This is a genomic window from Micromonospora sp. NPDC049374, from assembly GCF_040677165.1.
Taxonomy (GTDB): domain Bacteria; phylum Actinomycetota; class Actinomycetes; order Mycobacteriales; family Micromonosporaceae; genus Micromonospora.
In genome coordinates this window covers 185,752-212,267 of the sequence record NZ_JBFAQH010000004.1, presented here as the reverse complement: position 1 = coordinate 212,267, position 26,516 = coordinate 185,752, and the positions used below count along the sequence as shown (strand labels likewise).

Here is a 26,516-nt window from a genome sequence, read left to right as displayed (position 1 = left end):
GGTTACCCGACTGAAAAACTCGCTCAGGCCGAGCACCCGACTGACTGGTCGAGGAGACATCGATGGCTATAAAGCGCCGTGCAACCACCTTTCTAGCGCTGTCCATGACAACCGCACTACTCGTCGCCGGCTGCGGTGGCGGCGGTGAGGACGAGGCACCTGCCGAGAGCGAGCTGTACAAGAACCCGGTGACGCTTACCTGGTGGCACAACGCCTCCCAGGACGGTCCCGGTAAGACCTACTGGGAAAAGGTCGCCAAGGACTTCAACGCGTTGCACCCCACGGTCACTATCGAGATCGAGGGCATCGAGACCAACCAGCTCCAGCGCACCCGGCTCCCCGCCGCGCTGCTGAGCAACGACCCGCCGGACATCTTCCAGGCGTGGGGCGGCGGCGAGATCCGCGAGCAGGTGGAGGCCGACTACCTCAAGGACATCACCGAGCAGGTCAAGGACGAGGCTGCCAACATCGGCAGCGCGGTCGAGATCTGGCAGGTGGACGGCAAGCAGTACGGCCTGCCGTACCGGATGGGCATCGAGGGCATCTGGTACAACAAGGACCTGTTCCAGCAGGCTGGCATCGCCGCTCCGCCGACCACCTTCGACGAGCTGAACGACGCCGTCACGAAGCTCAAGGCGATCAACGTCATTCCGATCGCCGTCGGTGCCGGTGACAAGTGGCCGGCCGCGCACTGGTGGTACAACTTCGCGCTGCGCGCCTGCTCGGTCGACACCCTGCGGAAGGCCTCCCTCGAGAACGTCTTCGACGACCAGTGCTTCGTCAAGGCCGGTCAGGACCTGAAGGCCTTCATCGACACCGAGCCGTTCCAGCCCAACTTCATCGCCACGCCGGGTCAGAACGACCCGACCAGCGCCAACGGCATGCTGGCCAACGGCAAGGCCGCGATGGAGCTGATGGGTGACTGGAACAAGGGCACCCTGGACACCGTCACCGAGGACCAGGAGGCGCTGAACAAGTTCATCGGCTGGTTCCCGGTTCCGGCCATCGCCGGTTCCGCCGGTGACCCGAAGGCGGCTCTGGGCGGCGGCGACGGCTTCGCCTGCGCCAAGAACGCCCCGGCCGAGTGCGTCGAGTTCCTCAAGTACATCGTCAGCCCCGAGGTGCAGAAGGGCTACGCCGAGACCGGCACCGGCCTGCCGGTCGCCAAGGGCGCCGAGGACGGCGTCAAGGACCCGGCTCTGAAGTCCATCCTGGAGGCCACCACCAGCGCCACCTACGTGCAGCTCTGGCTGGACACGGCGTTCGGCAGCACCGTCGGTAACGCGATGAACGACGCGATCGTCGCCATCTTCGCCGGCAACGGCACCCCCGAGAAGGTTGTCGAGGCCATGAAGGCGGCCGCGCGCAAGTGACCTCGACCAACCCGACCCTGGACCTCGCCGGCGGCGCATCCGCGCCGCCGGCGGGACCCCGGCCTGCCCGGCGCTCGTCAGCTCGGGCCGCCGAGACCCGACGCAAGTGGTACGAGATCATCGGGCTCACGACGCCAGCCGTGATCGTCTACGTGATGTTCGTGCTGGTCCCGATGGGCTTTGCCTTCTACTACAGCTTGTTCCGTTGGCGTGGCGTCGGACCGCCGACCGACTACGTCGGCTTCGACAACTACGTCCTGGCGTTCCAGGATCCGATCTTCATCGACGCGTTGCGCAACAACGCGATCATCGTGTTCGGGTCACTGCTGATCCAGGGGCCCATCGCCCTGGGCGTGGCCCTGCTGCTCAACCGCAACTTCCGCGGCCGTACGCTGTTCCGGCTGCTGGCGTTCGTGCCGTACGTGCTCGCCGAGGTCACCGTCGGCATCATGTGGAAGCTGCTGCTGTCCGACGCCGGCACGGTAAACGCGATGCTGGAATCGCTGGGGCTGGGCAGCCTCGTGCAGGCGTGGCTCGCCGACCTCGATATCGTTATCTGGACGATGCTGGCCGTCCTCACCTGGAAGTACGTCGGTTTCGCCATCATCCTCCTGCTCGCCGGTCTGTCGAACGTGCCGCAGGAGCTGAACGAGGCCGCCGCCATCGACGGTGCGAGCTGGTGGCAGATCCAGCGTCACGTGACGCTGCCGCTGCTGGGGCCCACGATCCGGATCTGGATGTTCCTGTCCATGATCGGCTCGTTGCAGGTCTTCGACGTGATCTGGGTGACCTCCGTGCCCGCGGTCCGGTCGCTGGGTGCGTCGGCCACCATGGCGACGTACATGGTGGACAACGGGTTCTTCGCCCGCCTGTGGGGCTACGGCAACGCGGTGGCGGTCATCCTGTTCGCCATCTCGTTCGTCGCGGCGGTGCTGTTCCAGCGCTTCCTCCTGCGTCGTGACATCGAGGGCGCCATCACCAGAAGGGCAAACTGATCGTGGCCGCGAACGCCGTCCTGTCTCCAGTCGCCAAGCGTCGCCCGGTGTCGTGGGGGAACCCGCTCACCTACGCGCTGGCGCTCGCGGTCGCCGCCGTGTCCATCACCCCGGTGGTGTACGTGATCATCGGCGGCTTCCGCACCACGCCGCAGATCGTCGCGGATCCGGCCGGACTGCCCGACCCGTGGGTCTGGGACAACTACACCCGGGTGCTGACCCAGAGTGACTTCTGGCGGCAGGTGTTCAACAGCGCCGTGGTGTCCCTGGGCACCACGATCGGCGTCGTGGTGCTGGGGGTCTGTGCCGCGTTCGTGCTGGCCCGCTACACCTTCCGGGGCCGTGAGGTGCTCTACACCTTCTTCACCCTCGGTCTGCTGTTCCCGGCCGGAGCGGCGATCCTGCCGCTCTACCTCATGCTGCGTGACCTCAACCTGATCAACTCGTACTACGCGGTGATCCTGCCGCAGGTCGCCTTCGCGCTGCCACTGACGATCGTGATCCTGCGACCGTTCCTCACCGCCATCCCCCGCGAGCTGGAGGACGCGGCGGCCATCGACGGCACCGGTCGGCTCGGGTTCCTCTGGCGCATCCTGCTGCCCCTGTCGCGGCCCGCGCTGGTCACCGTCGGTATTCTCGCATTCGTGACCAGCTGGAACGCGTTCCTGCTGCCGCTGCTCGTGCTCGGTGACGCGAGCCTGCACACCCTGCCGCTGGGCGTGCAGAACTTCTCCAGCCAGTACACCTCCGACACGGCGGGCATCCTCGCCTTCACCTCGCTGGCGATGCTGCCGGCACTTATTTTCTTCACGTTCGCCGAGAAGCAGATCGTCGGTGGCCTCCAGGGTGCGGTCAAGGGCTGAGCGGCAGCGGCACGAACACAAAGGGGTAACACAGCATGACTGAGGTCCGCGAGGTCGTGGGCGGGCCGGCACCGGTGCCGGCCCAGACAGGATCGGGCCACGACCGGCCCGACCGGTACGGGTCCGATGGCGAGACGCGCGTCCGTGAACTGCTGGGTCGGATGACGATCGAGGAGAAGATCGCGCAGCTCGTCGGCTTCTGGGAGAAGGTGGAGGGCGAGGCCGTCGCGCCGTTGCAGGGCGAGTTCGGCGACATCGGCAGGCTCGAAGACTTTTCCCGGCACGGGCTCGGTCACCTCACCCGCGCCTACGGCACCCGGCCCGTCGAGGCCGTATCGCGGGCGTCATGGCTGTGGAAATTCCAGTCCGACCTGGTGACGGGGACCAGGCTCGGCATCCCGGCGATCGTGCACGAGGAGTGCCTGACCGGGCTTTCGGCGTGGAAGGCGGCCACCTTCCCCACCCCGCTGGCGTGGGGGGCCGCCTTCGACCCCGACCTGGTCGCCGAGATGGCTGCGGCGATCGGGGCGTCGATGCGCGCGCTCGGCATCCACCAGGGGCTCTCCCCGGTGCTCGACGTGATCCGTGATCCCCGCTGGGGACGGGTCGACGAGTGCATCGCCGAGGACCCGTATCTGGTCGGCACCGTCGGCACCTCGTACGTGCGTGGCCTTCAGTCGCAGGGCGTGCACGCCACGCTCAAGCATTTCGTCGGCTACTCCGCCTCCCGCGCCGGGCGCAACTTCGCGCCGGTGCACGCCGGTCCGCGCGAACTGGCCGACGTGCTGCTCGTACCGTTCGAGATGGCGATCCTCGACGGCGACGCGCGTTCCGTGATGCACTCCTACGCCGAGATCGACGGAGTGCCCGTGGCCGCCGACCCGACGATGCTTACCGGGTTGCTGCGGGACCGGTGGGGCTTCGACGGCACGGTGGTGGCCGACTACTACGGTGTGGCGTTCCTGAACCTGCTGCACCAGGTCGCCGGTGACCACGCGGACGCGGCCGTGCAGGCGTTGACGGCCGGTGTCGACATCGAGCTGCCCACCGGCGACGCGTACCTGACCCTGGCGGATTCGGTGCGTGCCGGCCGGATCGAGGAGTCGGTGATCGACCAGGCGGTGCTGCGGGTGTTGCGGCAGAAACTGGAACTCGGGCTGCTGGACGCCACCTTCACCGACGAGCCCGCCCAGGTGGTCGACCTCGACTCGCCCGAGCACCGGGCGATCGCCCGCAGCCTCGCGGAGAAGTCGATCGTCCTGGTCGCCAACCAGGGCGCGTTGCCGCTGCCGGCGGGCCGACGGATCGCGGTGATCGGGCCGAACGCCGACCGACAGGGTGCCCTCTTCGGGTGCTACTCCTTCCTCAACCACGTGCTCGTGCAGCATCCCGACGTGGAGACCGGTATCGAGGTGCCGACCGTGCTCGAGGCGCTACGCGCCGAGTTCGGCACCGAAGTGATCACCTCGGCCCGCGGCTGCGAGGTGGACGACGACGACCGCTCCGGCTTCGACGCCGCGGTCGCCGCGGCGACCGCCGCGGATGTCGCCGTACTTGTCGTGGGTGACCACGCGGGTCTGTTCGGGCGCGGCACGGTCGGCGAGGGTTGCGACCGGGACGATCTGGAGCTGCCCGGTGTGCAGCGGGACCTGATCGAGGCGGTGCTGGCGACGGGGCGGCCCGTCGTGCTGGTGCTGCTCACCGGCCGCCCGTACGCCATCGACTGGGCGTTGAGCCGCTGCGCGGCGGTGGTGCAGACGTTCTTCCCCGGCGAGGAGGGTGCCGGCGCGATCGCCGGCGTGCTCTCCGGGCGGGTCAACCCGTCGGGCCGGCTGCCGGTCAGCCTGCCCCGGTCCGCGGGGGCGCAGCCGTACTCGTACCTGCATCCCACGCTCGGCGACGGCAACGAGGTGACCAACCTGCTGGCGACGCCCGCGGCGCCGTTCGGCCACGGGCTGTCCTACACGACGTTCGAGTACGCGGACCTGACGGTGCCGGCCACGGTGCCGACCGACGGGGCGCTGACGGTGAGCGTGCGCGTCACAAACACCGGTGCGGTGGCCGGCGACGACGTGGTGCAGCTCTACGGCCGTGACCTGGTGGCGTCGGTGACCCGACCGGTGGCGCAGTTGCTCGGCTACCAGCGGGTCCACCTGGCGCCGGGCCAGTCGGTCACGGTCGCGTTGACGGTGCCCACCACCCGGCTGGCGTTCTCCGACCGGACGCTCACCCGCGTGGTGGAGCCCGGTGACGTCGACCTCTGGGTCGGCACCAGCGCGCGCCGCGACGTCGAGGCGTCGACCACACTGGTCGGCGACGTGGCACCGGTCACCAATGCCTCCGCCCGCTGGACGACCGCCGAGATCAGCTGATTCCCGGCCATCGCCGCGACGGTGGCCGGTCGGGCGATCCAGGGCAGTCCCGTCGTCGGGAACTGCCCTGGATCGCACCCCGGCGGCGCGGCTCAGGTGGTGCGCCTCCGGCGGCGGTTGGTCGGCTTAGCCCCGACCTTCGGTGTGGTTGCCCGCCCAGGCTCGACGCCGGTGCGGTTCGGGACGGCCTTCGGTGTGCCGGTAGGCGCGTCCGAGCCGGTGGCACCACTGGCCGGCGGCGGGTACCGGCGCAGCATCCAGGTCTGCTGGCCGAGTGAGAAGAGGTTCGTGGTCACCCAGTAGATGATCACGCCGATCGGGAAGATCAGTCCGGAGACGAGCAGCGAGGCGGGGATGCCGTAGAGCATCAGCCGCTGCACCAGCCGCTGCTGCGGGTCCGCGGCCCAGCCGCTGCGCAGGATCAGTTGCCGGCTGGACAGGTAGGTCGTGGCGACCATCGTCGCGATCAGCACGGCGGCCACGATCCGGACCGTGGCGGCGTCGGCGCCGAGCAGGGCCAGATCCTGCCCGGTGGAGCCGAAGGTACCCGCGATCGGTGCGCCGAACAGCGTGGCCGACGAGGCGCTGTCGAACTGGGTGACCGACCAGCCGTACAAGGTCTTCAGATGTTCGGGCATCGTGGGCTTGAGATGACGCAGCACGTGCAGCAGGCCGAGGAACACCGGGATCTGCACCACCACCATCGGCAGACAGCCCATCAGCGGATTGGCCTTCTCCACCCGGTACAGCTCGACGAGTTCCTTCTGCAAGGTCTCCCGGTCGTCGCGGTGCCGGGCCCGCAGTTCGGCGATCCTCGGCTGCAACGCCTGCGTCGCCCGCTGCGACCGGATCTGCTTGACGAAGACCGGGAACAGGATGATCCGGACGGTGAGCACCAGGAAAACGATGCCCAGCACCCAGGACCAGTCGGTGCCCAACGCGGACGCGTCGCCGAGCAGCCGCTGCCAGGTGCTGTGCCAGAACAACAGGATCTCGGAGATGGCGTGGTAGATCATGGACATGGGAACACCCCTCGACAAAGCGACTACGACTGATGTGCGCAGGAACGATCACCAGCGGTCGCCGACGAGCGGCAGAGATGAGTGACGTGAGCAGGCTCAGGCGACCGCGAGGGTCGCGACGGTGGGAGCTCTGGGGCGGGCCCGGCCGGCGGCGTCCGGATCGCGGTGGCGGGGTACGCCCGTACGACCGGAGCGTTCACGCAGCATCCGACGGGTGATCCGTTGGTCGGAGTCGGCCGTCGCCCCGGTGAGCAGCACCGCGGCGGCGAGCAGGGCGGTCAGCAGCACCCCGGTCACCGCCGCCGTGCCGGAGAGCATGCTGGACGCACCGACGTCGGCCAACACACCGACGAGGTGCCAGAGCACGCCGAGCCCGATCACAAGGGCAACCATATCTGGCGTAAGCAAACGCGGGTGTCCAGCCGGTCGTGCCGCCGCTTCCGGTCGGCGAGACGGAGGCCGGGGCCTTCGTTCAGGGGGTGGTCGGGATCGGCGAAGGGTTGAGCCTGGCGAAGGCTTCTTGTCGGTGATACGGGAAGTACGGGTAGGGCGCGGTGCGGCTGCTTGCGGTGTCGAGCCGGGCTGTCTGTTCCGGCGTGAGTGACCAACCGGCAGCGTCGATGGTCTGCCGCAGTTGCGCCTCGTTGCGGGCGCCGATGATGACGCTGGCTACCGTGGGCCGTCGTAGTAGCCAGTTGATCGCGATCTGCGGCACTGCCCGGCCGGTCTCGCGGGACAGTTCGTCGAGGACGTCCACGACGCGGAACAGGTGCTCGTCGTCGACCGGTGGGCCGAAGGTGGCGGTCGCGTGGAGCCGGCTCGTGGCCGGTGGCGGTGTGTCGCGGCGGATCTTGCCGGTGAGTCGTCCCCAGCCGAGCGGGCTCCACACCACGGCTCCGACGCCTTGGTCGAGGCCCAGGGGCAGCAGTTCCCACTCGTAGTCCCGACCAACGAGTGAGTAGTAGACCTGATGTGCCACGTAGCGGCGGCGATGGTCCCGGTCGGCTGCGGCAAGGGATTTCATGAGCTGCCAGCCGGCGAAGTTGGAGACGCCGAGGTAACGGATTTTTCCGTCCCGTACCAGGTCGTCAAGGGTCGCCAAGACTTCTTCGACGGGCGTCGCGGCGTCGAAGGCATGTAGCTGGAACAGGTCGATGTAGTCGGTGCCGAGTCGGCGTAGCGCCAGGTCGACCGATCGGATGAGCCGGGCCCGTGAGGTTCCCGCGTCGTTCGGCCCGTCACCGGTCGGCAGGCCGCTCTTGGTCGAGATCAAGACGGCGTCGCGTCGATCTTTGATCGCCTGCCCCAGCACCTCCTCGGACGCGCCGTCGGAGTACACGTCCGCAGTGTCGAACATGGTTATCCCGGCCTCGATGCAGATGTCCACGAGGCGTCTCGCCTCCCGGGCGTCCGTGTTGCCCCAGGCGCCGAAGAGTGGGCCGGACCCGCCGAAGGTGCCGGTGCCGAAGCTGAGGGCGGGCACGGTGAGTCCGGATGCCCCGAGTCGTCGGTACTCCACGATGAAAGCCTTCCACTAAGGGAACTGTGGTTTCGTTAGTGCGTCGGCTACGCTAGCAGCCAACCGCAGTTAAGGGAACTGGAGACCCGTTATGGCCGTCGGCGCGACTCGACCCGGAGGGCGGACCGCCCGGGTCCGCGCGGCCGTGCTCCGAGCTGCCGGTGACGCGCTCGTCGAGCACGGCTTCGATCGTCTCGACCTCGCCGACGTGGCCCGCCGCGCCGAGGTGGGCAAGACAACGGTCTACCGCCGCTGGGGCACGGTCGCCGGCCTCGTCGCCGACCTGCTGACGGACATGGCGGAGCAGTCGCTACCGCGAGCCGACACCGGATCGCTGATCGAGGACCTGCGTGCCAATGCCCGGCTCGTGCAGCGCACCCTGGTCGACCCGCGTCAGGGTGCGCTGTTCCGGGCGGTCATCGTCGCCGCGACCTGCGACCCCCGTGCCGCCGAGGCGCTGCACCGCTTCTACGCCGTCCGTATCGCCGAGTGGACCCCCTGCGTGGAGCAGGCCGTGCGGCGGGCGGAACTGCCTCAGGGCACGGACGCGGCCGAGGTCATCCGCGCCGTCTCGGCACCGCTCTACTACCGCTTGCTGGTCACCGGAGAACCCGTCGACGAGGCCACGGCGGACCGGGCCGCCGCAGCGGCAGCGGCAGCCGCCCACGCCGGCGTCTACACGCCCACCAGCGGTTCCAACTGACGACACAGCTCATCCCGTCAGGCCAGTCTCTCAGCCGTGCGGGTCCGGTTCGGCGCGAAGCGCGGCCGTGGCCCGCACCGCTTTGACGATCGCCGGGATCGCGCCGATCAGCAGCACCAGCGCCCAGACGACAGCGATGATCGCGAAGACGAGGGCGCCCACGGAGTCGAGGATGCTCACCAGGATCACCGGCACCAGATGGTGCAGGAACTCCAGCAGCACCGTGCAGAGCAGGCTGGTCAGGATCAGCAGGACCAGGCCCTTGTTCTGCAGGAACTTCGGTTGGGCCAGGATCAGCAGCCCCGCCCAGGCGAGCTTGAGCAGCAGCACCAGCCCGAGCAGCACCGTGGCGTCACCGACCGGGAAGAACCCCCACAACGCCAGGTAGGCCAGCGTGCCGAACGGTGGGGCCAGGAACAACGACACCATGATCGTCAGCTCGACGAACGCGAGCACCAGCGCCAGCAGGGCCACGATGATCAGGACGATGGAGAAGATCAGCGTGGCGACGCCCTGGATCCGGCCGTGCAGCCGGTCCGGCAGCACCAGGCCCAGGCAGAACAGCCCGGTCGTCCAGAGCGCCGCCGCGTCGATCAGCGCCAGATAGCCCGTACCACGGCCGGATGGTTCGCTGACCTCCCTTACGTCGCCGACCTCCACACCGAGGTCGGTGGCGCTGCCGGCCAACTCCGCGCCGGCGTCACCGCCGCCCAGCAGCAGCCCGGCGCCCACCTCCACGCCGACCGCCAGCACCAGCGCCAGCATCGCCAGCAGCAGGAACGGCTTGCGCAGCGCACCCATGCCGACCTCCCGCCTCAGTCCTGCGCGATCGTGACGAGGCACCCGGCCGGACAACTCACCAGCACCGTGGTGGCCCGGTCGACGGCGACGCGGGCCACGGCGCCGCTGCCGTCGGCGGCGGGATCCACCTCGTCAGTGACCGTGAAGTCGGCGTCGCCCGGGGCCGTGGCCCGCACGCCGAACGCCTGCGGGCTGCGCAGGATCAGGGTGCGCAGCCCGCCCGGGTCGGCGATGCGCAGCTCACAGCGGCCGTTGATCACCAACCGGCCGGTGGCCTCGGCACAGTCCGCGTCCACGCCGGCCGGATCGACGGCGCTCCGCCCACCGCCGGCCCGACCCAGCAGGTCGACAAGCGGGTGCCGGGCCGCCGGGTCGCCCCGGTCGTCGCTGCCCGCGCCCACCGCCACCGCGAACAGCACCACAAGCAGTACGCCCAGCGCCGCCAGCAGCGCCTTCTGCTGCTCGCTCATGTCGGCACTTCGCTTCGCTGCGTGCCGTCATGAGGCACCGCCGCGCTGAGTTGATGATTCGCTCGCTGCCGCTCGCTCATGTCGGCACTTCGCTTCGCTGCGTGCCGTCATGAGGCACCGCCGCGCCGAGTTGATGATTCGCTCGCTGCCGCTCGCTCATCGCCGGTCCTCCGGCGCGACCTCGGTGAACCGGAGCAGGTCGATGCCGGCGAAGTAGCGGTTAGTGCTCTGCGTCTTGCCGATCGCGACCAGGGTGATCTCATGCGTCCCGGGGCCGAGCCGTACCCGACCCACGTCGACCCAGTCGGTGACCTGCACCTTCGGGGTGAACGCGATGAACGGGTCGCCGACCTGCCGGCCGTCGATCAGGAAGACCGTGTTGGCGTAGTCGAACGAGGTGGTCAGCACGGCGGAGAACTGCCAGGTCGCCTCGGCGGGCAGCTCCACCGTCACGGTCACCCGGTCGTTTACCGCGCGGCCGAGGAAGAACAGCTGAGCATCCTGCGACCAGGTCACCTCGCAACAGTTCTGCTGCACCTGAACGGTGGCCCCAGAACCCGATGGTGAATCGACCCGGGCCCCGGTCACCAGGGTCTCCGCCTCGACGGTCACCACCTGCGCCTGCGGTGGCGGCTCGTCGTCGCGGGCCACCAGGAACACCACCACCGCCGAGACCACAAGCACCAACGCCGCCGCCGCGGCGATCCAGGGCCAGGGCGTACGCTTCGGCGGCGCCACCGCGCGTACCTCGTAGGTGACCCGGCCGCTGGAGCGGGAACTCTCCTCAGGTGCCGTGTTCGCCGAGTACGCGAACCCGGTCATGTCGTAGCGTCGCGGCGGCGTGCCCGCCGGCACGGCCAGGCGGACCAGGAACGACACCGAACCCTGGCCCGGTACCACCCGTTGGGGCTCGGTGACGGTGAACCACGATCGTTGGGTGCCCTCGCCGGGTGCCACGTCGAACACCACGGTGTCCGGTGCGACGCCCGGGTTGGAGACGGTGAAGGTCAGCTCACCGGCGTTGCGGGCGTCCAGGGTGAACTGCTCGGCGGCGGCGACGACTGTCCATTCGGTGGTCATGACGGCTCCTCGGGAGCGGAAACGGGGGAGGCGGGAGCGGGCGGAGCGACAGTGGGCGACGGCACGCTGGCCCGGCCGACCGCCCGTTCGGACGGCACATCCTCGACCGTGATCTCGGCGGTGACGGCGGCCGGCTTCTCCGCCGCCACGATCCGGTCGATCAGGGCCAACTGGTCGGCGGCGTCCGGGGGCACCCGGACGACCAGGTGAAACGGTCGTTCGGCCGGCTCGTCGAGGACGAACCCGGTGACCCCGGTGGCCAGTTCCAGGGCGGTACGCAGACCCTCCGGGGTGCCCCGCCAGGCGGCCAGCGCGGCGCCGTGCGCCACCAGATCGCGCAGCCGATTCAGTGACAGCGGCAGGGGAACGTCCCGCCGGGGCGCGGTGACCAGGTGGTCCATCGCCACCCACCGGGCCAGGTACGCCACCATCGGGGCCGGTGCCCGGTACGGCGCGAAGAGCGCGTCGACCTCGGCCAGCACCGCCTCGTCCGGGGCGTGCAACGCCTCCATCACGTCGAGCAGCGCCCACAGCACGCTGCCCGGCACGGCTGCCCGCTGGTAGGCCGCGGGCAGCAGCCGCTCAATGGCCGCTCGTCGCATCCTGCCGCACCACCTCGATGTCGTGCTCGCCGGAGCAGAGCAGCCAGGTGTCCGGGACGGTCACCACGTCGGCGGTGGACTGGTTGGCACTGGCCGACCATTCCACCGCGTCATCGCTGCGGTGCACGCCGCGTTCCCCGCCGGCCAGCACCAGGCGTTCCGCCGCGCCGGTGGCGGCGACCGCGTCCACCGGCATGAACCGGGTCCGGTCGCGCAACGGCAGCCCGCAGTTCACCGACACCGCCGTCCACTGCGGCTGCGCGGCGAGGGTGTCCAGCCGGAGCACCCCGCCACTCTGCGTCGCGGCCAGCGCGAGGGAACCGCTGAAGGTGAGGTCCCGGCAGGTGCCCCCGAGCCAGCCCGCCGACAGCGCCTGCCATTTCACGTCGGATTCGAACAGTCGGGCGCGGAAGCAGCCCTGGCCGGGTTTCTTCGGATCCGGTTCACCGGTACCGCTCCACAGCAGGGTGGCCGGCCCGTCGTACTGCACGGCGAGGACCCGGTTGTCGACGTTGGCCAGACCGATGTGGCTGAAGCTGCCGGGTCGGCCGGCGTTGTTGGACAGGTACACCCCGAAACCGGCCTGGGCGGCCACCGCCACCCCGGCCGCGCCGCGCTCGGAGACGAACGCCCGCACCGCGTAGAAGCCCCGGTCCGCGTCGGCCGGATCGACCAGGATCTGCAACGGCACCGCACCCGGCAGCAGGGAAACCTCGTACAGGCCGGTGTCGGTGGCGACCAGCAGTGCTCCCGCACCGTCCCGATCGATCCAGGCCAGGTCGCCGACCCGCGAGTCCAGGTCGGCCAGCAGCGACCAGGTCTCACCCAGATCGGTGCTCAGGTGTACCCGGGACCCGCCGCCGGTGCGTACGGTCGCCACCGCCACCGAACCGGCCCGGGGCACGATGCCGGGTCGCACCGGCGCGGGCGCCGGCACCACCCGCTGCACGGTCTCCCCGTCGAAGCGTCCCGCCGGCTCCCAACCGGCCCCCGCGTTTGTGGAGCGGAACAGCACCGCCCCGCTACCGGCGTACCAGGTGCGGGGCTGGTACTGGTCGGCCGCCAGGGTGCGCACCTGGCTGTCCGGTGCCTCGTCGACCTCGAACCGCACCGACTCGACGTAGCGCACCCCGGGCTCGGCGTGCTCCAGCAGGCGGTACACGTTGGACGCCCGCAGCGGTTCGCCGAACGCCCAGCCGGTCGGGTTGAGCGTGGTCGGCAGCGGGCTGAGCGTCTGGTGCAGGCGGTCGTGGATGCGTCGGCGTACCGCGTCGACGTCCTCCTCCCGGCGGACCACCACCCGGGCCCGGATCGACACCGCCTTGTACCGCGCCCAGGTGGCCCGGCAGGTGGTACCCAGCGAACGGCGGCGCTCCAGGTCCGCCTCGACCCGCAACCGGACCTCCTCCACCTCGTGGTCGCGGAGCACCGCCACCGGCAGTCGACCGCCGGGCCGCGCCTCGTCCGGCACGTACGGCACCAGCACCACCTCCACCTCACCGGGGCGCGCGAAGCTGTACACGGCGGCCCGGGTGAAGGCGCGGGCCCGGCTCACCCCGCCGGCGGCGGTGGCCAGCACCTCGAAGTCCCGGGCGGTGACCGCGCGTTGCTGGGCGAAGAAGGCGTACGGCCCGCGCAGCAGCACCGACTCCATGGCCTCCAGTTCCCGGCCACCGGCCGCCGGCAGGGGATTGACCACCTTCACCCCCGGCAGCGGGTCACGCAGGCTGGTCAGGGTGCCGGCGGCCACGTTGCCGGCCGGTCCGCCGCCCGCGCGGTACCAGAGCCGAACCTGCCGCCCGGCCGGTGGCACCGCCGCGATCGCGCCGTCGCCGAAGGTCAGCGTCCCGCCGTCGACGGCCCGCAGATCCAGTGCCGGGGCGAAGGTCACCGTGCCCGAGCACCGGTCCACCAGGTACGCCTTGTCCTGCGGGCCGAGGCCGGCGAAGCTGTCCACCGCCCGCCAGATCTCGAAGGTGCGCCCGTCGTGTTCCCGAGCCGCGGCGCCCAGCTCCACCGAGCCGGCCGGCACCTCGACACCGAGCAGCAGGTCCAGCGGTTCGGCGGTCCGCGCCAGGGGCGCGCGTCCGGCGCGCAGCACCTGCCCCGGCTGCCCGGTGCCGACACCGAGCAACTCCGCCTCCACCGGCTCGCAGTGGTGCATCCGGACGGTCACCTCGCGCTGCCCGGCGGCGAGCAGCGCCGGCTCGCAGGTGACGAAGACCACCGGCCGTGGGTCGGCACCCCGGGCGGCGGCCACCCGGGTGCCGGCGGGGATCCGCAGCGGGGCCTCGTCCGGGCCGGTACGGGTGAACCGGACATCCGCCCAGGCCGCCGTCGGTGGGTGGCGGGTCACCCCGAGCAGGTTGAGGAAGGAGACGTACGCCTTCTCCGGCAACTGGTTCAGCCGGTAGATCATCACCTCGGTGAGATGCGCGAACGCCTCCAGCAGCGCGACACCGGGGTCGTGCGCGGACAGGTCGGTCCACTCCGGACAGGACTGCCGGATCCGGTCCCGGGCCTCGGTGACCAGTTCGAGGAAGGTCCGATCGTCCAGGTGCGGCACGGGCAGCGTCATCGTGCCTCCTCGATGTCGGCGTCGGAACCGGTGGTCGGCCCGGCGGGCGGGTCGTCGTCGGCGGGCAGCAGATCGACCGAGAAGACCAGCTGGCCGGGGGTGAGGCTGGCCCGGATCCGGTAGTCCAGCCGGATCACCAGACGCCACGGGTCGTCGGGATCCGGTCCGGCGTCGACGTCGAGCACGTCGACCCGGCGCTCCCAGCGCGCGATGGCCGCGCGGACGTAGTGGATGGCCAACCCGGCGGTGGTGTCGTCGTTCGGCGCGAAGACCAGTCGGTGCAGGCGTGAGCCGTACCCGGGTCGCATCAGCCGCTCGCCCGGTGTGGTGGACAGCAGCAGGAACAGCGCCTGGCGTACCGTCTCGTCGCCGTCGGTCATCGCCAGGCCGCCGGCCGCGGTCAACCCGAGCCCACCGCCCTGACCGGGGTCGAAGCCGGCACCGACGAACCGGATCGCCCTCACCTGTCGGCCCCCACGAAACGCTGCCGGGGATCGCGTACCCGGTAGGTGAACTGGCCGGGTGGACTGCCGTTGGTGAACCCGGACAGGTGCGACAGCACGATCCGCTGGCCGTCGACGCGTATCCAGTCGCTGTAGCCGGCCCGCACCGCCTCGGTGCCGGTGCACGGCTTGACCGTGGCACCGTAGTTCGGGCAGGCGACGACCTCCCGGCCCTTCGGATCGTCGGCCACCAGCACCGGGACGCCGGCCACCGTGACCCATCCCTGGGACGCCCGGTTGCGGACCCGGCCGTCGTGGCTGCACCTGATCACCGAGTCGCGGTGGATCCAGCGCATCAGCTGCCTCCTTCGTGGTGGGCGCGGGCGAGCACCCGGGCCCGCTCGGCCGCCGTCTCCGGGTCCTCGACGGTCTCGGCGTGCAGGAAGTCGACGCTGCGGGCCCGGACGACCATCGCCCGACCCGGCGCGGACAGCACCAGATCGGTCGCGGCGTGCAGGGTGGCCAGCTGCGGCGTCAGTTCCAGCCAACTGCCGGCGTCGGTGCTCAGTCGCAGGCTGCGCGCCACGTCGTCGACCACCACCTGCTGGCCACCGGCGGTACGCAGCGACCAGCGCCGGGCCCGTCCGTCGTCGATCCCGGTGTCGTACGGCTCGACGGTGCCGAACAGCGAGCCGAGCACCACGCCGGAGGCCGGCTCACCACCGGGCAGCGCCACCAGCACGCTGTCCTGCGGATCGGGCAACGCGACAAGCCCCTTGCCCCGGCCCGCTCCCGGACACAGCACCGCCAGCCAGCCGGCGTCCGTCCCGCCGTACGCGGGCAGCTCCACCCGTACCCGGCCCAGACCGTCCGGGTCGGTCACGTCGGTGACGATGCCGAGGGTGACCACCGCCGGTGCCGGCGATCCGGTGCGCGGCGCCGGTGGCGGCAGGGTGGAGAAACGGCTCAGGTGACCGTTCGCGTCGACGGTGTGCACCACCTCCGTCAACACGTACGTGCCGGCCACCGGCTCGGCCACCCCGGTCAGCTGGATCCGACGGCCGGGCCGCAGCGCGGGGTCACCGTCGGCCGTTCCGTCGGCGGTGACCAGGGCGGCGGCCCGGGTGTCGAGCCGGGCCTGGGCCAGCGCGGCGATCTCGTCGTCGCTGCGCCCCGGCTGGTCCAGGGCGGTACGGGTGCCGTCCGCGCCGACATCGGCCGGATCGGGGTCCGCCGGGGTGTGACGCCCGCAGCGGGCGGTGTCGACGCTCTGGGCGATGGGTTCGGCCCGCTGCGGATGCCAGCCCAGCACCGCGCTCTCCCCGGCAGCGCTGTCGGCGTTTACGGACAACCGTAGGCCGTGCACGTCGCCGCCCAGCTTCAAGGGGATCGTTTCGCCGTGGCCGTCCAGGGTGACCAGTCGCAGCACGTCACCGTCGAGGATCAGGTGCAGCCCGGCCCGTCCGGCCACCTCGACGAGCAGGTCCAGGTCGCTGGGCCGGTGGTGCGGCAGCCGGTCCAGGTGGGGGCCGTCGACCTCCGCCTCGACGCGCAGGCCGAGGTCGGCGCAGAGTTCCGTGGCCAACGCGGCGGCGGTGACCGACTCGAAGACCCGGATCCGTTGCCGCTTGCGCAGCCGGTGCAGCAGGTCGTACCCGCGCACCCGCAGCGTGGCCGTGCCGTCGGCGGCGTACTCGACCTCGACGGCGGTGACCTCTCCGGTGAACAGCGCCTCGGGGTGCCCGTCGAGGCGGACGTCCAGGCTCGCGCCGACGTGCACCGGCCCGGTCAGTGCGGCGGTGCCGGGGCTGGTACGCAGCGCCACCTCGCACTGGGTGGGCCGGTTCAGGCGGGCGGCGACCCGTACCGAGATGACCCGGCCGGCCACCGTGTCGGGCAGCGATCTGCCGTCGAGCAGCACGGTGAGCGCCCGGGGCGCGGCGGCGGTCACGACCCGGTCCCGGGAGAGGTGGCCGATGCTGCCGTTGCCGGTCCGGTGCCGGGCAGCGGCGGTACGGCGAGAGCGGTGCCGGCGGGCACGGCCAGCGGGTCGGTGATCCGGTTGTGCTCGGCCAGCAGCCGCCAACGCAGGGGCGAGCCCAGCGCGTCGTGGGCGAGCAGATCGAAGCGTACGCCCGAGGTGTCGGCGGCGGCGGTGCCGTCGCCGGCGGCCACCACGGCCGTGCCCGGGGCGACGGTGGGGGTCTGCGCGGCGGACAGTTCCTCGGCGAAGCCCTCCTCGGCGTGGCGGGCGTCCTCCGCCACCCGGACCAGCTTGAGCCGCAGCCAGGAGCGGCGCGGGGAGCCGGTGGCGGTGAACGCGTCGAAGCGTTCCGCCACTGCGACGATCACACCGGGCACGTTCCAGGTCTTGCCCCAGACCATCCGCACCAGCGGCGGCCGCAGCCAGCCGTGTTCCACCGCCGAGTTCTCGGCCAGCATCCAGAGTGGTCGGGTGAGCGCCCGCACGTCGGTGGGACGGACCTGCCCCTCGGCGAAGTCGATGTCGAAGAGCAGGTCCAGCACGAGTTCGGTGCGGCCACCGCCGGTGAAGAGCAACGGGTCGTCGGCCAGCCCGGCGCCGGTGAGCTGGCCGTCGGAGCCACCCCGCTGACGCACCCCGGCGAGGCGGGTCACCTGCACGGTCTCCGGGTTGAGCAGACAGTCGATCCGTTCGCCGGTGTCGATGAGGAAGGCCACCCGTTGCATCAGCCACCTGCCTGTTCCCCGTCGAGCCGACGCGTCCGGTGCTCGCTGCCGTCGGCCGGTCCGGGCGCCGACCACAGTGCCCGGTCGTCGGGAAGGGGCGGCCACGGGTCGGGCCCGGTACGTCCACCGCGCGACGACTCCAGCTCCGGCCAGCGGACGTCCGCGCCCACCGGCCAGCGTCCGTCGCCGGTGGGAAGCCCACTGCCGGGCCAGCGTCCGTCGCCGGTGGCGGCTCCGTCGGGGAACCAGCGTCCGTCGCCGGGCCGGACCGGGCGTCCTGCCCAGCCGTCCCCGCCTGGCAGGCGGGGGTCGGCCATCCGCTGGTGCCCGGAAACCAGCCGGAGCACCGCGCGGTGCCCCGGGACGGCTCCGGCCGGGCGCGCCTCGGAGTTGCTCGGCGGCGGCCCGGCCGGTTGCGGGCCGGCCACGTCGGTGGGCTGGCGGCCTGCCGAGCCGGTGAGCCGGCCCGCCGCGTCGGTCGGCGAGCCCGATGCGTCGGTGGGCGGGCTCGCCGAAGCGATGTCCGGGTTCGCCGGACCGGTGTGCCGGGGGGTCGGGGCGTCCGGCAGCGGCGACCCCGCCGCTGCCGGAGCGGCGCGGGGCCGCTCCGCACCGATGCGGAACCGGGCGCCGGTCGTGCCCTGGTCCCTCCACACCGGCTCCGCCGGCTGGTGACTCGGCGTCTGGGCTGCGGCCCCGTCGTGAGCGTCCGCCCCCGCCGCGCCGACTGCCCGGACCGCCCTTCGGCTCCACCACCGGCGGACACCACCCGGCCGGCCCGATCCGCCCGATCCATCCGATCCGCCTGGTCCAACTGGTCCGCCGGCCCTGCCCGGCCCGCCCTGCGCGGCCGTCGCCGGAGCGGGCCGGAACCTTCCACTGCGGTCCCTTTGCTCTGCTTCAACCGGCGCACCGGCCGATGTCCGGATACCGGACGCCGAGTGGTGCGTGGGGTGAAGCAGAGCAAAGGACGTGAGGGAGTGGGTGGCCGGTGCCGGCCCGGCCGTCGGGGAGTGCTCCGCCGGCCGCGGGTCCGCGTCGGCGGCCGGTCCCCGACCTGCCGTCGCGCCGGGTCGGTGGGCGTACCGAACGGCTGCGTCGACCGCCGTCACGGGTCGATGCCCCGCGCCGTCCGCACCACCCCGGCCTGCCGGGTCGGTGGTGCGGGCGTCCGTCCGGCCGTCGCCGTCCGGTTCGTAAGGGTCCGGCCCGTGGTGGTACCGCCCGGCCGGCGCGGACGCGGCGTCCGGAGGCGGGTCGGGGGCCAGGTCCCGGAGCAGGCCGGGGGCGTGCGCGGTGACCACCCGCAGCCAGTGCTCGGGTGGCTGCCCCGGTCGCCGGGGTCGACCGTCGCGCTCGTCGAGGGTGGCTGCGACGGCACGATCGACCGTGCCCGACGCCCCGCCCGACCTCGCGGGCGGGCCGGCCGGCAGCGCCGGGGCGGGGGAGTCGACCACACCGGCGAGGCGATCCACGGCAGCCGCCGCCGACCGGAGGCGATCGGCCAGCCAGCTACGCGGGCGTCGGCGCGGCACCACCGGCCTCCAGTTCCAGGCTCTCGTAGCGCAGCGTCAGCGCCGCGATGGCGATCTCCTGACCGAGCGTGTTCAGGTGTGCACCCCGCCAGTTGGTCGGCCACGCGTTGATCAGGTTCCAGCGCAGCACCTCCGCCGTGCCGGCGGCGTCGAGCAGCACCACCGAGACGTTGCGGCGGCTGACCGTGCCCCGGGCCACCGCGTGCACCCAGTCCCACAGCTCCCGCGACGCGGTGAGGCCGAAGTGCAGGGTGACCGGCCCGTACTCCACCTGGCCCGGGACCATCCGGATCCGGTCGTTGCCCTGCTCCCGGTACGGCACCGCCGGTATGTTCACCTCCAGCCCGCTGACCTCGGTGAAATGGCCGTTGGTCACCCCGTTGACCAGCAGCTTGAAGTTGTAGGCCCGGTACGGGTCGACCGGGGTGCCCGGCTGCGGAGTGGCCGTGGTCGGCATGTCAGCCTCCAATCGTCTCGGTCTCGGTGCCGCCGGCCCATTGGCTCAGCTTGAACACCACGAACTCCGCGGGCTTGACCACGGCGATGCCGATGTGGGCGACCACCATCCCCGCGTCGCGGACGTCGGCCGGGTTGGTCTCCTCGTCGCACTTGACGAAGAACGCCTCCTCGGGAGTGCGTCCCAGCAGCGCCCCGTCACGCCACACCCGGGTGAGGAAGGCACCGATGTCCCGACGGATGGACCGCCACAGTGTGTAGTCGTTCGGCTCGAACACCATCCAGCGGGTGCCGTTGGCGATGGCCTGCTCGATGGCGATGGAGAGCCGCCGGACGTTGAGGTAACGCCACTCGCTGGCCTCGGCGGCGAGGGTACGGGCACCCCAGACCCGGATGCCTTCGCCGGGGAAGTACCGGATGACGTTGACGCCCCGGGGGTTGAGCACGTCGTGCTCGGCCCGGGTGACCAGGTGGCCCAGGTCGACCGCGCCCCGGACCGGCTCGTTGGCCGGTGCCTTGTGCACCCCGCGCAAAGCGTCGGTGCGGGCCCAGATGCCCGCGACGTGCCCGCTCGGCGGGGTGAGCACCAGTTCGCCGCTGAGCGGGTCGCGGACCCGCAGCCACGGGTAGTAGAGGGCGCCGAAGTCGGACTGCCGGGGGCGGTGCGCCACCGGCCCACCCCCGCCACCGCTGCCCGATCCGGCGGGGGCGTCCGGGTCGCTGGTGTCGCTCGGCTTCGCCGGGCGGCCCGAACCGGGCGTGGCGACCCGGGTGAGGGTGGAGATGTCGTCGATGTCGGGTGCCGGGTCGCAGATGGCGACCATGGTGCGGGTGCGTTCGGCCATGCTCAGCAGCGCCTCGTGGGAGACCGGGTCGTGGAAGCCGGGCGCGGCCAGGATGGAGACCTCGTCGACCGCCTCCAGCAGGTCCAGGCCGGCGCGTTTGCGGCCGGTGCCGGAGATGGCGCCGCCCTCGCCGACGTTTACCACCCAGCAGCGGGTGCCACCGTTGTCCAGGAAACCGAACACGGCCCGGGCCAGCGGCGTGCTCTCCAACTGGTCGCCGTCGGCGTACAGGCGGAGGAAGTCCGTCCAGTTGTTCACCGCGAGGGCTTCGCCGAGATGGGCGGTGCGGTCCGGTGCGACGCCGACGAAGGCCGCCGTGCTGGTGCCGACCGGTCCGATCGGCCGGGCACCACTGGGCACCTCCTCGACGTAGATGCCGGGCGAGAAGTAGGTGGGCATCGGTCCTCCCGTGCAGGTCGGGTCGGCGGATCAGGAAGTCGGCGGCGCGCAGACGATGACGATGTCGGGTTCGGTCGGGTCGACCTCGGCGGTGAGCACCTGCCCCCGGCCGGTGAGCCGGAGTCGGACCGGTGCCGGCCGGTCCGGGTCGTGGGGCACGCCGACGACCCGGAAGCGGCCCGCCGGGTCGGTTCGCGTCGCGTACGGCTGGCCGACGACCTCGACCCGCATCGCCGCGAGGGGCTGGTCGGCCGGGCCGACGACGCGCCCATCGAAGGTCAACATCTCGAGCTGCCGCAGCCGCAGCGGTCGCAGGACCGGTGCGGCTGGCCGGGTCGGATGGGTGACCTGAACCGGGACGTCGATGAGCAACGCCGGCCGGGGCGGCGCACCGAAGGCAGCCCAAAGGGTCGGATCGCCGGCCTCCAGCACCAGCGTGCGCCCGTCCGTGCCGGTGGCCGCGACGAGCGCCCGGTCCAGCACGGCCAGGGCCTCCGGGCCGCCGGCGGCCAGCAGGTAGCGGACCGTGAACCGGTACGGTTCAGGGCCGCTGCCGCTGCCCCGGGTCTGTCGGGCGGGCCGGATCTCCAGCGGCCACAGCGTCAACCGGCTCGGGTCGGCGTCGGGTCGGGGCGGGCCGACCGGGACGGTGTCACCCACCGCCCCGGCCAGCCACGCCACCAACTCCGCGGTGGCCGTGCAGATCGGACCGTCGTCGGTCATCGCGGCGGCGTCCCCTGGATCCGGTACGCGATGGCCTCGTTCCACACGTGCGGGTAGACGCCGATCTCGAAGTACCGGGTGAAGCGGTTGATCGGTGCGCCCGTGTGGTCGTGGTACAGCAGCCAGATCGGCGCGATGGTGAACAGCACGTAGTTGGCCAGGACCAGCGGGATGTACAGCGGGCCGAGCAGTCGGGCCTGGAAGATGTGCACGTCCTCGTGTCGCTGGATGCCGGGACCGGAGCCGGCGCAGACCGTGCCGAGCGTGGTGGCGTAGCGGGGGGAGACCCCCTCGACCACGTTGACCCGGCAGCTGTGCCGGGAGGTGACGCGGTCCAGCGAGTGACCGAACACCAGGTGCAGGGCCAGGTACATCGCACCGACGAGGGTGTTCAGCAGGCTCCAGGTGTGGTCGACGACGAAGAGGAACACACCGCGCGGGCTGGCCGCGTAGACCTCGGCCGCGGCGACCGCCCAGCCGAAGACCGCGCCGACGAGCAGGCCGATGCCCGCGCCGATGAGCAGCCCCACGCCACCGCCGACGAGTTGCCCGAGTACGGCGCCCGCCGCGACGTGAACGGCGGCGCTGAGGATTCCGAAGACCATGTCCGGCTCCCCTCAGGCCCAGGAGCGGATGAACCGGGGCTCGTTGCCCTGTGCCAGTTGGATCGGCGTCGCCTGCCGGTTGCCGGGGGGCAGCTGGTTGATGCCGAGCGCGGCGGAGAAGATGACCAGGCCGTTGAAGAACGCGATGATCCACTTCTCGGCGCCCGCGTCGGTGGCGAAGGCCGCGGTGAGGTACGACAGCGCGAGCGCGATGCCCAGCGCAATCCACTTGCGGGCCTTGTCGGCGCTCGGGCCGATGAGTCCGCCGATGACGTTTGTGGTGAGCAGCGTCGCGGCACTGGCGCCGGTGAGGCTGCCCAGAGCCGCCCAGGTGAAGAGATCGTTCATTGCCGATCCCCCTTCGGTGTTGCGTACTGCGGGTGGGGTGTGGGTGAGCCGCCGTCCTCGGTGGGCGGCGGCATGCCGGTCGTCAGCCGGCGTCCGGCGGGCCGGGATTCGTGGTGGCCGGCGTCACCGGTGTGGATCCGCCGACCGGGGGTGTGGCGCTCTCGGGCGGCGAACCGCCGGTGCGGGAGCGGCGGAGCAGGAACGCGACCAGCACCGCGACGAGCAGCAGTACCACGGCGCCGGCGACGATCAGCAGCCATGGGAACCCGCCGCTGGAGTCCGCGCCGGCCGCCGGAGACGGTCGCGGCGGTGCCTCGGCGACGGCGCGCAGTTCGGCGGGCTTCTGCTCGTTGGGCTTGACCCGCCAGGTGACCGTCCGGTCGTTGACCTGACCGCCGGTGCTGGCGTCCAGGACGCGGCCGGGAAAGGTCACGGCGATCTCGAACGACATCAACAACATGAATCGTTCTTGATTCTTGGGGTCCTGCTCGGCCACTTTTCCGCCGTACTTCTTCGGGTCCAACGGAAGGGTGAACACGTACCGGTCGTCGGTGCGGACGATGCTCAGACTTTCGCTGTCGAATTGGTGCAGCGGCACGTTTCGGTAGTTGATCAGAGATCCGAAGTGGGTGGCGTCCTCGTATCGGGTCTCCGGGCCGGCGGGTAGCGCCGGTATGTTCTGCCGCAACTCGGCGAAGCCCGCCTCGACCGGCCTGTTGTTCAAGGTCAGGACGTTCCGCTCGGCCGTGAGCAGAAGTTGGCCGCTGACCGTGTCGTCGGCGTTGACGGTCAGCCCGGCATTGAGTTGCATACAGCCGGAAAGGGCCGCCACCAGCACGAGACACACCGCGCCGCGGAGTGCCCTGAAGCGCCTGAGCCCCGAATTCATGGGCTCAGTGTGTGCTCTCGCCGTCCGAGTCATCAGTCAGCGATCAGTCACATGCAAGTCGCCGATCTTACCGGGACCCCGTCACATTCGGCCGAGGTCGCGAACCCGGAAAATCGATATTCTGAAGGGTTGGCCGCAATGAAGCACTCGGCGCCGGTCGGATCGCGTCGGCTCCGGCGTCAGGCGGGCCGTGGTGGATGCCAGTCGGCGTGTCGGGCCATGCCCCGCAGCGCCGTCCGGCTCGGCGTCAGGCGCAGCATCGCGTTGCGTACCGCGATGGCCGCCGGATGTCGCAGTTCCTGTCCGAACCGGGCGGTGCGGGAGGCCGCGCGGGCGATGGCCTGGCTGCGGGGTCGGCGCAGCCGGTCGTACGCGTGCAGCGCCGCCGGAACGTCGACCGCCGGACCGGCGAGCGCGCCCAGGGTGACCGCGTCCTCGATCGCCTGGCAGGCGCCCTGCCCCAGATGCGGGGTCATGGCGTGTGCCGCGTCGCCGAGCAGGGCGACCCGGCCGCGCACGTACCGGGGTAGCGGCGTGGCCATGTGGTACAGGTCGTTGCGCAGCACGTCGTCGGGTCGGGTGGCGGCGAGCAGCGCCGGTACCGGGTCGTGCCAGTGACCGAAGCGTTCCCGCACCTCGGCCAGCTCGTCGGCGGCGTGCCCGCCGGGCGGGGCGGTGACGGCCCCGTACCAGTAGACCTGCCCGTCGCCGAGCGGGACGGTGCCGAACTCGCTGCCCGGTCCCCAGCTGACCGCTGCGGGGACCGGCTCGTCGAAGGTGATCGCCGCACGCCAGGCGGTGGAGCCGGCGTACGCCGGTGGCGGGCTCTCCGGCCAGAGCCGGGTACGCAGCGTGCTGCGCAACCCGTCGGCGCCGACCACCAGGTCGGCGGACACCTCGGCCGGCTCACCGTCACGCTGGTAGCGAACCGTGCCGCTGGCCGGGTCGGCGTGCCGCACCGTGCAGCCGGTCCGCAGTGCCTCGGCCGGCAGCGCCTCGCGCAGCGCCCGGTGCAGCGCGCCCCGGTGTACGCCGAGGGCAGTAGTGCCGAGCACCCGTTGCAGTTCGGCGGCGTCCACCCGGGACAGCCAGCGCCCGTCCCAGGTGCGTAGCCCGCCGGTGGCGCCGTCGCGCCCCAGCCGGCGTACCTCGGTGCCGAGGCCGAGTGCGTCCAGCCCGCGTACCGCGTTCGCCATCAGGGTGATGCCCGCGCCGACCTCACGCGGCTCGGGGGCGCGCTCCAACACGGTGACCCGCCAACCCCGCCGATGCAGGGCGAGGGCGGCGGCCAGCCCGCCGATTCCCGCCCCGGCCACGACCGCATGTCTCTCCGTCACGGCGACCGCCCTTCTACGCCTGTAGAAGTGCATACTACATCCGTAGAAGCAGAGATGGGGGAGCAGGTTGAGCGGGCGGGCGAAGCGGGTGGCGGTACTGGCCGACGCCGCCATCGCGCTGATCGCCGAGAGCGGCATGCGAGGGCTGACCCATCGCGCGGTGGACGCTCGGGCCGGGATGCCCGCGGGAACCACTTCGGCGTACCTGCGTACCCGGCAGGCGCTGATCGAGGCGGTGGTGCAGCGTCTCGCCGACCTGGACCGCGCCGACCTCGCCGGTCACGAACTACCCACCGGGACGCCGTCGGTGCCGGCGGGGCCGTCGCTGTCCCCGGCCGACCTCGACCGGCTCGCCGCCGGTATCGCCGGGGTGCTCGACCACTGGCTGACCGCCGCTCGGGCGCGCACCCTGGCCCGGTACGCCTGCCTGCTGGAAGCGGTGCATCGGCCGCAGCTTCGGGGAATCCTGGAACACGGCGCCGTGCTGCGGGCCCAGGCCGAGGACCTGCTCGCCCGCGCCGGCGCCCCGGACCCCCGCCGCCGGGGACACCGGTTCGTCGCCTTCGTCGACGGCCTGCTGTTCGATCGACTCGTCGGTGCCGGAGCGCTCAGCGCGCCGCCACCCGGCACCCCGGCCAGCCGCGCCGATCTCGCCGAGGCGGTACGTGACCTGCTGCGCGCCCTGGTCGACCGGGAGGAGACCGGCTGACGGCTCAGGCGCTGGCCCGTAGCACCAACGCCGACGGAAAGACGGTCGTCTCCGGTGCCGCGCGCTGCTCCAGCACCATGGTCGCCGCCGCGGTGATGATCTGCCGTACCGGGTGACTGGCGGTGGTCAACGCCACCGTCGCGGCCAGTGGGATGTCGTCGAATCCGGTCACCGCGACGTCCTCGGGCACCCGGATGCCGTCGGCCCGCAGCCGACCGATCACCCCGAGCGCGGTCGCGTCGCTGATCCCGACGATCGCGTCGGTGTCCGGCCAGCGTCGCAGCACCTCCCGAGCGGCTGCGTACCCCCGGGCCGCACTGAAGTCACCGACCACCTCCCGGGCCGGCAGACCGGCGTCGTACAGCAGCCTCCGGTACGCCCGCACGGAGCGGTTGGCGCAGGCCAGCCAGCGGGGACCGGTGACCATGGCGATCCGTCGGCGGCCGGCGTCGTACAGGTGACGGACGATCGCCGCGGTGCCGCCGCCGTTGTCGATGTCCACCGACGGCACCGTGGCCGAACCGATCCCGATCGACACGGCCCGGCCGCGCAGCCGGCGCGGCACCAGATCCAGCAGCGCCGGGGTCGTGTTCAGCAGGACCAGGCCGGCCACGCCCCGGTCCTCGGTCAACTGGGTCAACCGCTCCGGCGCCCCCAACGGCACCCACTGCACCGCCACACCCAGACCGTGCGGCGTGCAGGCCCGGGCCACCGCGGCGACCGCCTGGTCGACGTAGGGGTCGTCGAGGACCGCCGGGCTGGTGCCCGCCACCGCGATCAGCAGCCGTACGCCGGAACCGTGCACCAGGGCCCGGGCCGCCGGATTCGGCACGTAGCCGAGCAGATTCACTGCGGTGCGTACCCGCTCGCGGGCGGTCGGTGACGCGAAGCCGTTGCCGGCGAGGACCCGGGACGCCGTGGAACGGGACACCCCGGCGGCCCGGGCCACGTCGTCGAGGGTGGCCGGGCGGCGCGCTGCCGTCGTCATGAGCTTTCTCCCCGTTGTTGTTCCCGCCCGCCTGGGGCGCCCACCAGCATCATGCCGTGCCCGACGGCCACTGGTAAGGACCGGAGATGGATTGTGCTGGTAGCGCTCCCAGGTGTGTGATCGTCGTACTGTCCGAGGAGAGGACCGGAACG

General features: G+C 71.8%; 27 protein-coding genes. 6 read left to right on the top strand and 21 right to left on the bottom strand.

The genetic code is table 11. From position 1 onward, the window contains the following. Window positions 1–104: 104 nt before the first annotated feature. The 4 genes from AB0J93_RS09335 to AB0J93_RS09320 are packed head-to-tail and all read left to right on the top strand — an operon-like array spanning window position 105 to window position 5,603. A complete protein-coding gene (locus tag AB0J93_RS09335; RefSeq protein ID WP_363919863.1) occupies window positions 105–1,373 on the top strand; it encodes an extracellular solute-binding protein in 1,269 nt (422 codons plus the stop codon). After that, the gene (locus AB0J93_RS09330; protein WP_093402620.1) at window positions 1,370–2,368 is read left to right on the top strand and encodes a sugar ABC transporter permease; all 999 of its coding nucleotides are present in this window, start codon (window positions 1,370–1,372) and stop codon (window positions 2,366–2,368) included. The genes AB0J93_RS09335 and AB0J93_RS09330 overlap by 4 nt, the downstream gene beginning before the upstream one ends. Beyond that, window positions 2,365–3,231, top strand: a complete 867-nt coding sequence (locus tag AB0J93_RS09325; protein ID WP_363920241.1) for a carbohydrate ABC transporter permease — start codon at window positions 2,365–2,367, stop codon at window positions 3,229–3,231. Before AB0J93_RS09330 ends, AB0J93_RS09325 begins: the two co-directional genes overlap by 4 nt. A gap of 35 nt (window positions 3,232–3,266) precedes the next feature. Further along, on the top strand, window positions 3,267–5,603 hold the full coding sequence (locus AB0J93_RS09320) for a glycoside hydrolase family 3 N-terminal domain-containing protein (RefSeq protein WP_363919860.1): 2,337 nt from the start codon (window positions 3,267–3,269) through the stop codon (window positions 5,601–5,603). A 92-nt stretch (window positions 5,604–5,695) separates the two neighbouring features. Here AB0J93_RS09320 and yidC read toward each other — a convergent pair whose 3' ends face one another. The 3 genes from yidC to AB0J93_RS09305 all read right to left on the bottom strand — a co-directional run bounded on the left by yidC (window position 5,696) and on the right by AB0J93_RS09305 (window position 8,144). Beyond that, the gene (gene yidC, locus AB0J93_RS09315; RefSeq protein WP_363919858.1) at window positions 5,696–6,625 is read right to left on the bottom strand and encodes a membrane protein insertase YidC; all 930 of its coding nucleotides are present in this window, start codon (window positions 6,623–6,625) and stop codon (window positions 5,696–5,698) included. 96 nt (window positions 6,626–6,721) lie between these two features. Continuing rightward, a complete protein-coding gene (locus AB0J93_RS09310) occupies window positions 6,722–7,006 on the bottom strand; it encodes a DUF6412 domain-containing protein (protein WP_363919856.1) in 285 nt (94 codons plus the stop codon). A 91-nt stretch (window positions 7,007–7,097) separates the two neighbouring features. Continuing rightward, window positions 7,098–8,144 carry an aldo/keto reductase gene (locus AB0J93_RS09305; RefSeq protein WP_363919854.1) on the bottom strand — a complete coding sequence of 349 codons (1,047 nt, stop codon included), beginning with the start codon at window positions 8,142–8,144 and terminating at the stop codon, window positions 7,098–7,100. 91 nt (window positions 8,145–8,235) lie between these two features. Between AB0J93_RS09305 and AB0J93_RS09300 the strand changes: the two genes are divergently transcribed. Further along, window positions 8,236–8,847: a TetR/AcrR family transcriptional regulator gene (locus tag AB0J93_RS09300; RefSeq protein ID WP_363919852.1), complete on the top strand. Its 612-nt coding sequence runs from the start codon at window positions 8,236–8,238 to the stop codon at window positions 8,845–8,847. 30 nt (window positions 8,848–8,877) lie between these two features. Here AB0J93_RS09300 and AB0J93_RS09295 read toward each other — a convergent pair whose 3' ends face one another. The 17 genes from AB0J93_RS09295 to AB0J93_RS09215 all read right to left on the bottom strand — a co-directional run bounded on the left by AB0J93_RS09295 (window position 8,878) and on the right by AB0J93_RS09215 (window position 24,667). Continuing rightward, window positions 8,878–9,648, bottom strand: a complete 771-nt coding sequence (locus AB0J93_RS09295) for a hypothetical protein (protein ID WP_363919850.1) — start codon at window positions 9,646–9,648, stop codon at window positions 8,878–8,880. A gap of 14 nt (window positions 9,649–9,662) precedes the next feature. After that, window positions 9,663–10,118, bottom strand: coding sequence for a hypothetical protein (locus tag AB0J93_RS09290; RefSeq protein ID WP_363919848.1), 456 nt, complete (start codon window positions 10,116–10,118; stop codon window positions 9,663–9,665). 156 nt (window positions 10,119–10,274) lie between these two features. Continuing rightward, window positions 10,275–11,198, bottom strand: coding sequence for a hypothetical protein (locus AB0J93_RS09285; RefSeq protein ID WP_363919846.1), 924 nt, complete (start codon window positions 11,196–11,198; stop codon window positions 10,275–10,277). Continuing rightward, window positions 11,195–11,800 (bottom strand): phage tail protein, encoded by a 606-nt coding sequence (locus AB0J93_RS09280; protein WP_363919844.1) that lies wholly within the window; start codon window positions 11,798–11,800, stop codon window positions 11,195–11,197. Before AB0J93_RS09280 ends, AB0J93_RS09285 begins: the two co-directional genes overlap by 4 nt. After that, window positions 11,781–14,378 (bottom strand): putative baseplate assembly protein, encoded by a 2,598-nt coding sequence (locus AB0J93_RS09275; protein WP_363919842.1) that lies wholly within the window; start codon window positions 14,376–14,378, stop codon window positions 11,781–11,783. Before AB0J93_RS09275 ends, AB0J93_RS09280 begins: the two co-directional genes overlap by 20 nt. Next, window positions 14,375–14,842, bottom strand: a complete 468-nt coding sequence (locus tag AB0J93_RS09270) for a GPW/gp25 family protein (protein WP_363919840.1) — start codon at window positions 14,840–14,842, stop codon at window positions 14,375–14,377. The genes AB0J93_RS09275 and AB0J93_RS09270 overlap by 4 nt, the downstream gene beginning before the upstream one ends. After that, window positions 14,839–15,177 carry a hypothetical protein gene (locus tag AB0J93_RS09265; protein ID WP_363919838.1) on the bottom strand — a complete coding sequence of 113 codons (339 nt, stop codon included), beginning with the start codon at window positions 15,175–15,177 and terminating at the stop codon, window positions 14,839–14,841. Before AB0J93_RS09265 ends, AB0J93_RS09270 begins: the two co-directional genes overlap by 4 nt. Then, window positions 15,177–16,772 carry a phage baseplate assembly protein V gene (locus tag AB0J93_RS09260; protein WP_363919836.1) on the bottom strand — a complete coding sequence of 532 codons (1,596 nt, stop codon included), beginning with the start codon at window positions 16,770–16,772 and terminating at the stop codon, window positions 15,177–15,179. The genes AB0J93_RS09265 and AB0J93_RS09260 overlap by 1 nt, the downstream gene beginning before the upstream one ends. Further along, on the bottom strand, window positions 16,769–17,530 hold the full coding sequence (locus AB0J93_RS09255; RefSeq protein ID WP_363919834.1) for a hypothetical protein: 762 nt from the start codon (window positions 17,528–17,530) through the stop codon (window positions 16,769–16,771). The genes AB0J93_RS09260 and AB0J93_RS09255 overlap by 4 nt, the downstream gene beginning before the upstream one ends. Then, on the bottom strand, window positions 17,530–18,186 hold the full coding sequence (locus AB0J93_RS09250) for a hypothetical protein (protein ID WP_363919832.1): 657 nt from the start codon (window positions 18,184–18,186) through the stop codon (window positions 17,530–17,532). The genes AB0J93_RS09255 and AB0J93_RS09250 overlap by 1 nt, the downstream gene beginning before the upstream one ends. Before the next feature lie 856 nt (window positions 18,187–19,042). Then, entirely contained in the window at window positions 19,043–19,522 is a 480-nt protein-coding gene (locus AB0J93_RS09245; protein ID WP_093402636.1) for a phage tail protein, read from the bottom strand. A gap of 1 nt (window position 19,523) precedes the next feature. Next, window positions 19,524–20,765, bottom strand: coding sequence for a phage tail sheath subtilisin-like domain-containing protein (locus tag AB0J93_RS09240; protein WP_363919829.1), 1,242 nt, complete (start codon window positions 20,763–20,765; stop codon window positions 19,524–19,526). Between the two features lie 30 nt (window positions 20,766–20,795). Then, window positions 20,796–21,488 carry a carboxypeptidase regulatory-like domain-containing protein gene (locus tag AB0J93_RS09235; RefSeq protein WP_363919827.1) on the bottom strand — a complete coding sequence of 231 codons (693 nt, stop codon included), beginning with the start codon at window positions 21,486–21,488 and terminating at the stop codon, window positions 20,796–20,798. Further along, the gene (locus AB0J93_RS09230) at window positions 21,485–22,093 is read right to left on the bottom strand and encodes a glycine zipper family protein (protein WP_363919825.1); all 609 of its coding nucleotides are present in this window, start codon (window positions 22,091–22,093) and stop codon (window positions 21,485–21,487) included. The genes AB0J93_RS09235 and AB0J93_RS09230 overlap by 4 nt, the downstream gene beginning before the upstream one ends. A 12-nt stretch (window positions 22,094–22,105) precedes the next feature. Then, window positions 22,106–22,441, bottom strand: a complete 336-nt coding sequence (locus AB0J93_RS09225; protein WP_164450182.1) for a hypothetical protein — start codon at window positions 22,439–22,441, stop codon at window positions 22,106–22,108. A gap of 82 nt (window positions 22,442–22,523) precedes the next feature. Next, window positions 22,524–23,330 carry a DUF3153 domain-containing protein gene (locus tag AB0J93_RS09220; protein WP_363919823.1) on the bottom strand — a complete coding sequence of 269 codons (807 nt, stop codon included), beginning with the start codon at window positions 23,328–23,330 and terminating at the stop codon, window positions 22,524–22,526. A 179-nt stretch (window positions 23,331–23,509) separates the two neighbouring features. Then, the gene (locus AB0J93_RS09215) at window positions 23,510–24,667 is read right to left on the bottom strand and encodes an FAD-dependent oxidoreductase (protein ID WP_363919821.1); all 1,158 of its coding nucleotides are present in this window, start codon (window positions 24,665–24,667) and stop codon (window positions 23,510–23,512) included. A gap of 67 nt (window positions 24,668–24,734) precedes the next feature. On the opposite strand from AB0J93_RS09215, the gene AB0J93_RS09210 reads away from it, so the two are divergent. Then, window positions 24,735–25,376 (top strand): TetR/AcrR family transcriptional regulator, encoded by a 642-nt coding sequence (locus tag AB0J93_RS09210; protein ID WP_363919819.1) that lies wholly within the window; start codon window positions 24,735–24,737, stop codon window positions 25,374–25,376. A 4-nt stretch (window positions 25,377–25,380) separates the two neighbouring features. Here AB0J93_RS09210 and AB0J93_RS09205 read toward each other — a convergent pair whose 3' ends face one another. Then, entirely contained in the window at window positions 25,381–26,364 is a 984-nt protein-coding gene (locus tag AB0J93_RS09205) for a LacI family DNA-binding transcriptional regulator (RefSeq protein WP_363919817.1), read from the bottom strand. Between the last annotated feature and the right edge of the window lie 152 nt (window positions 26,365–26,516).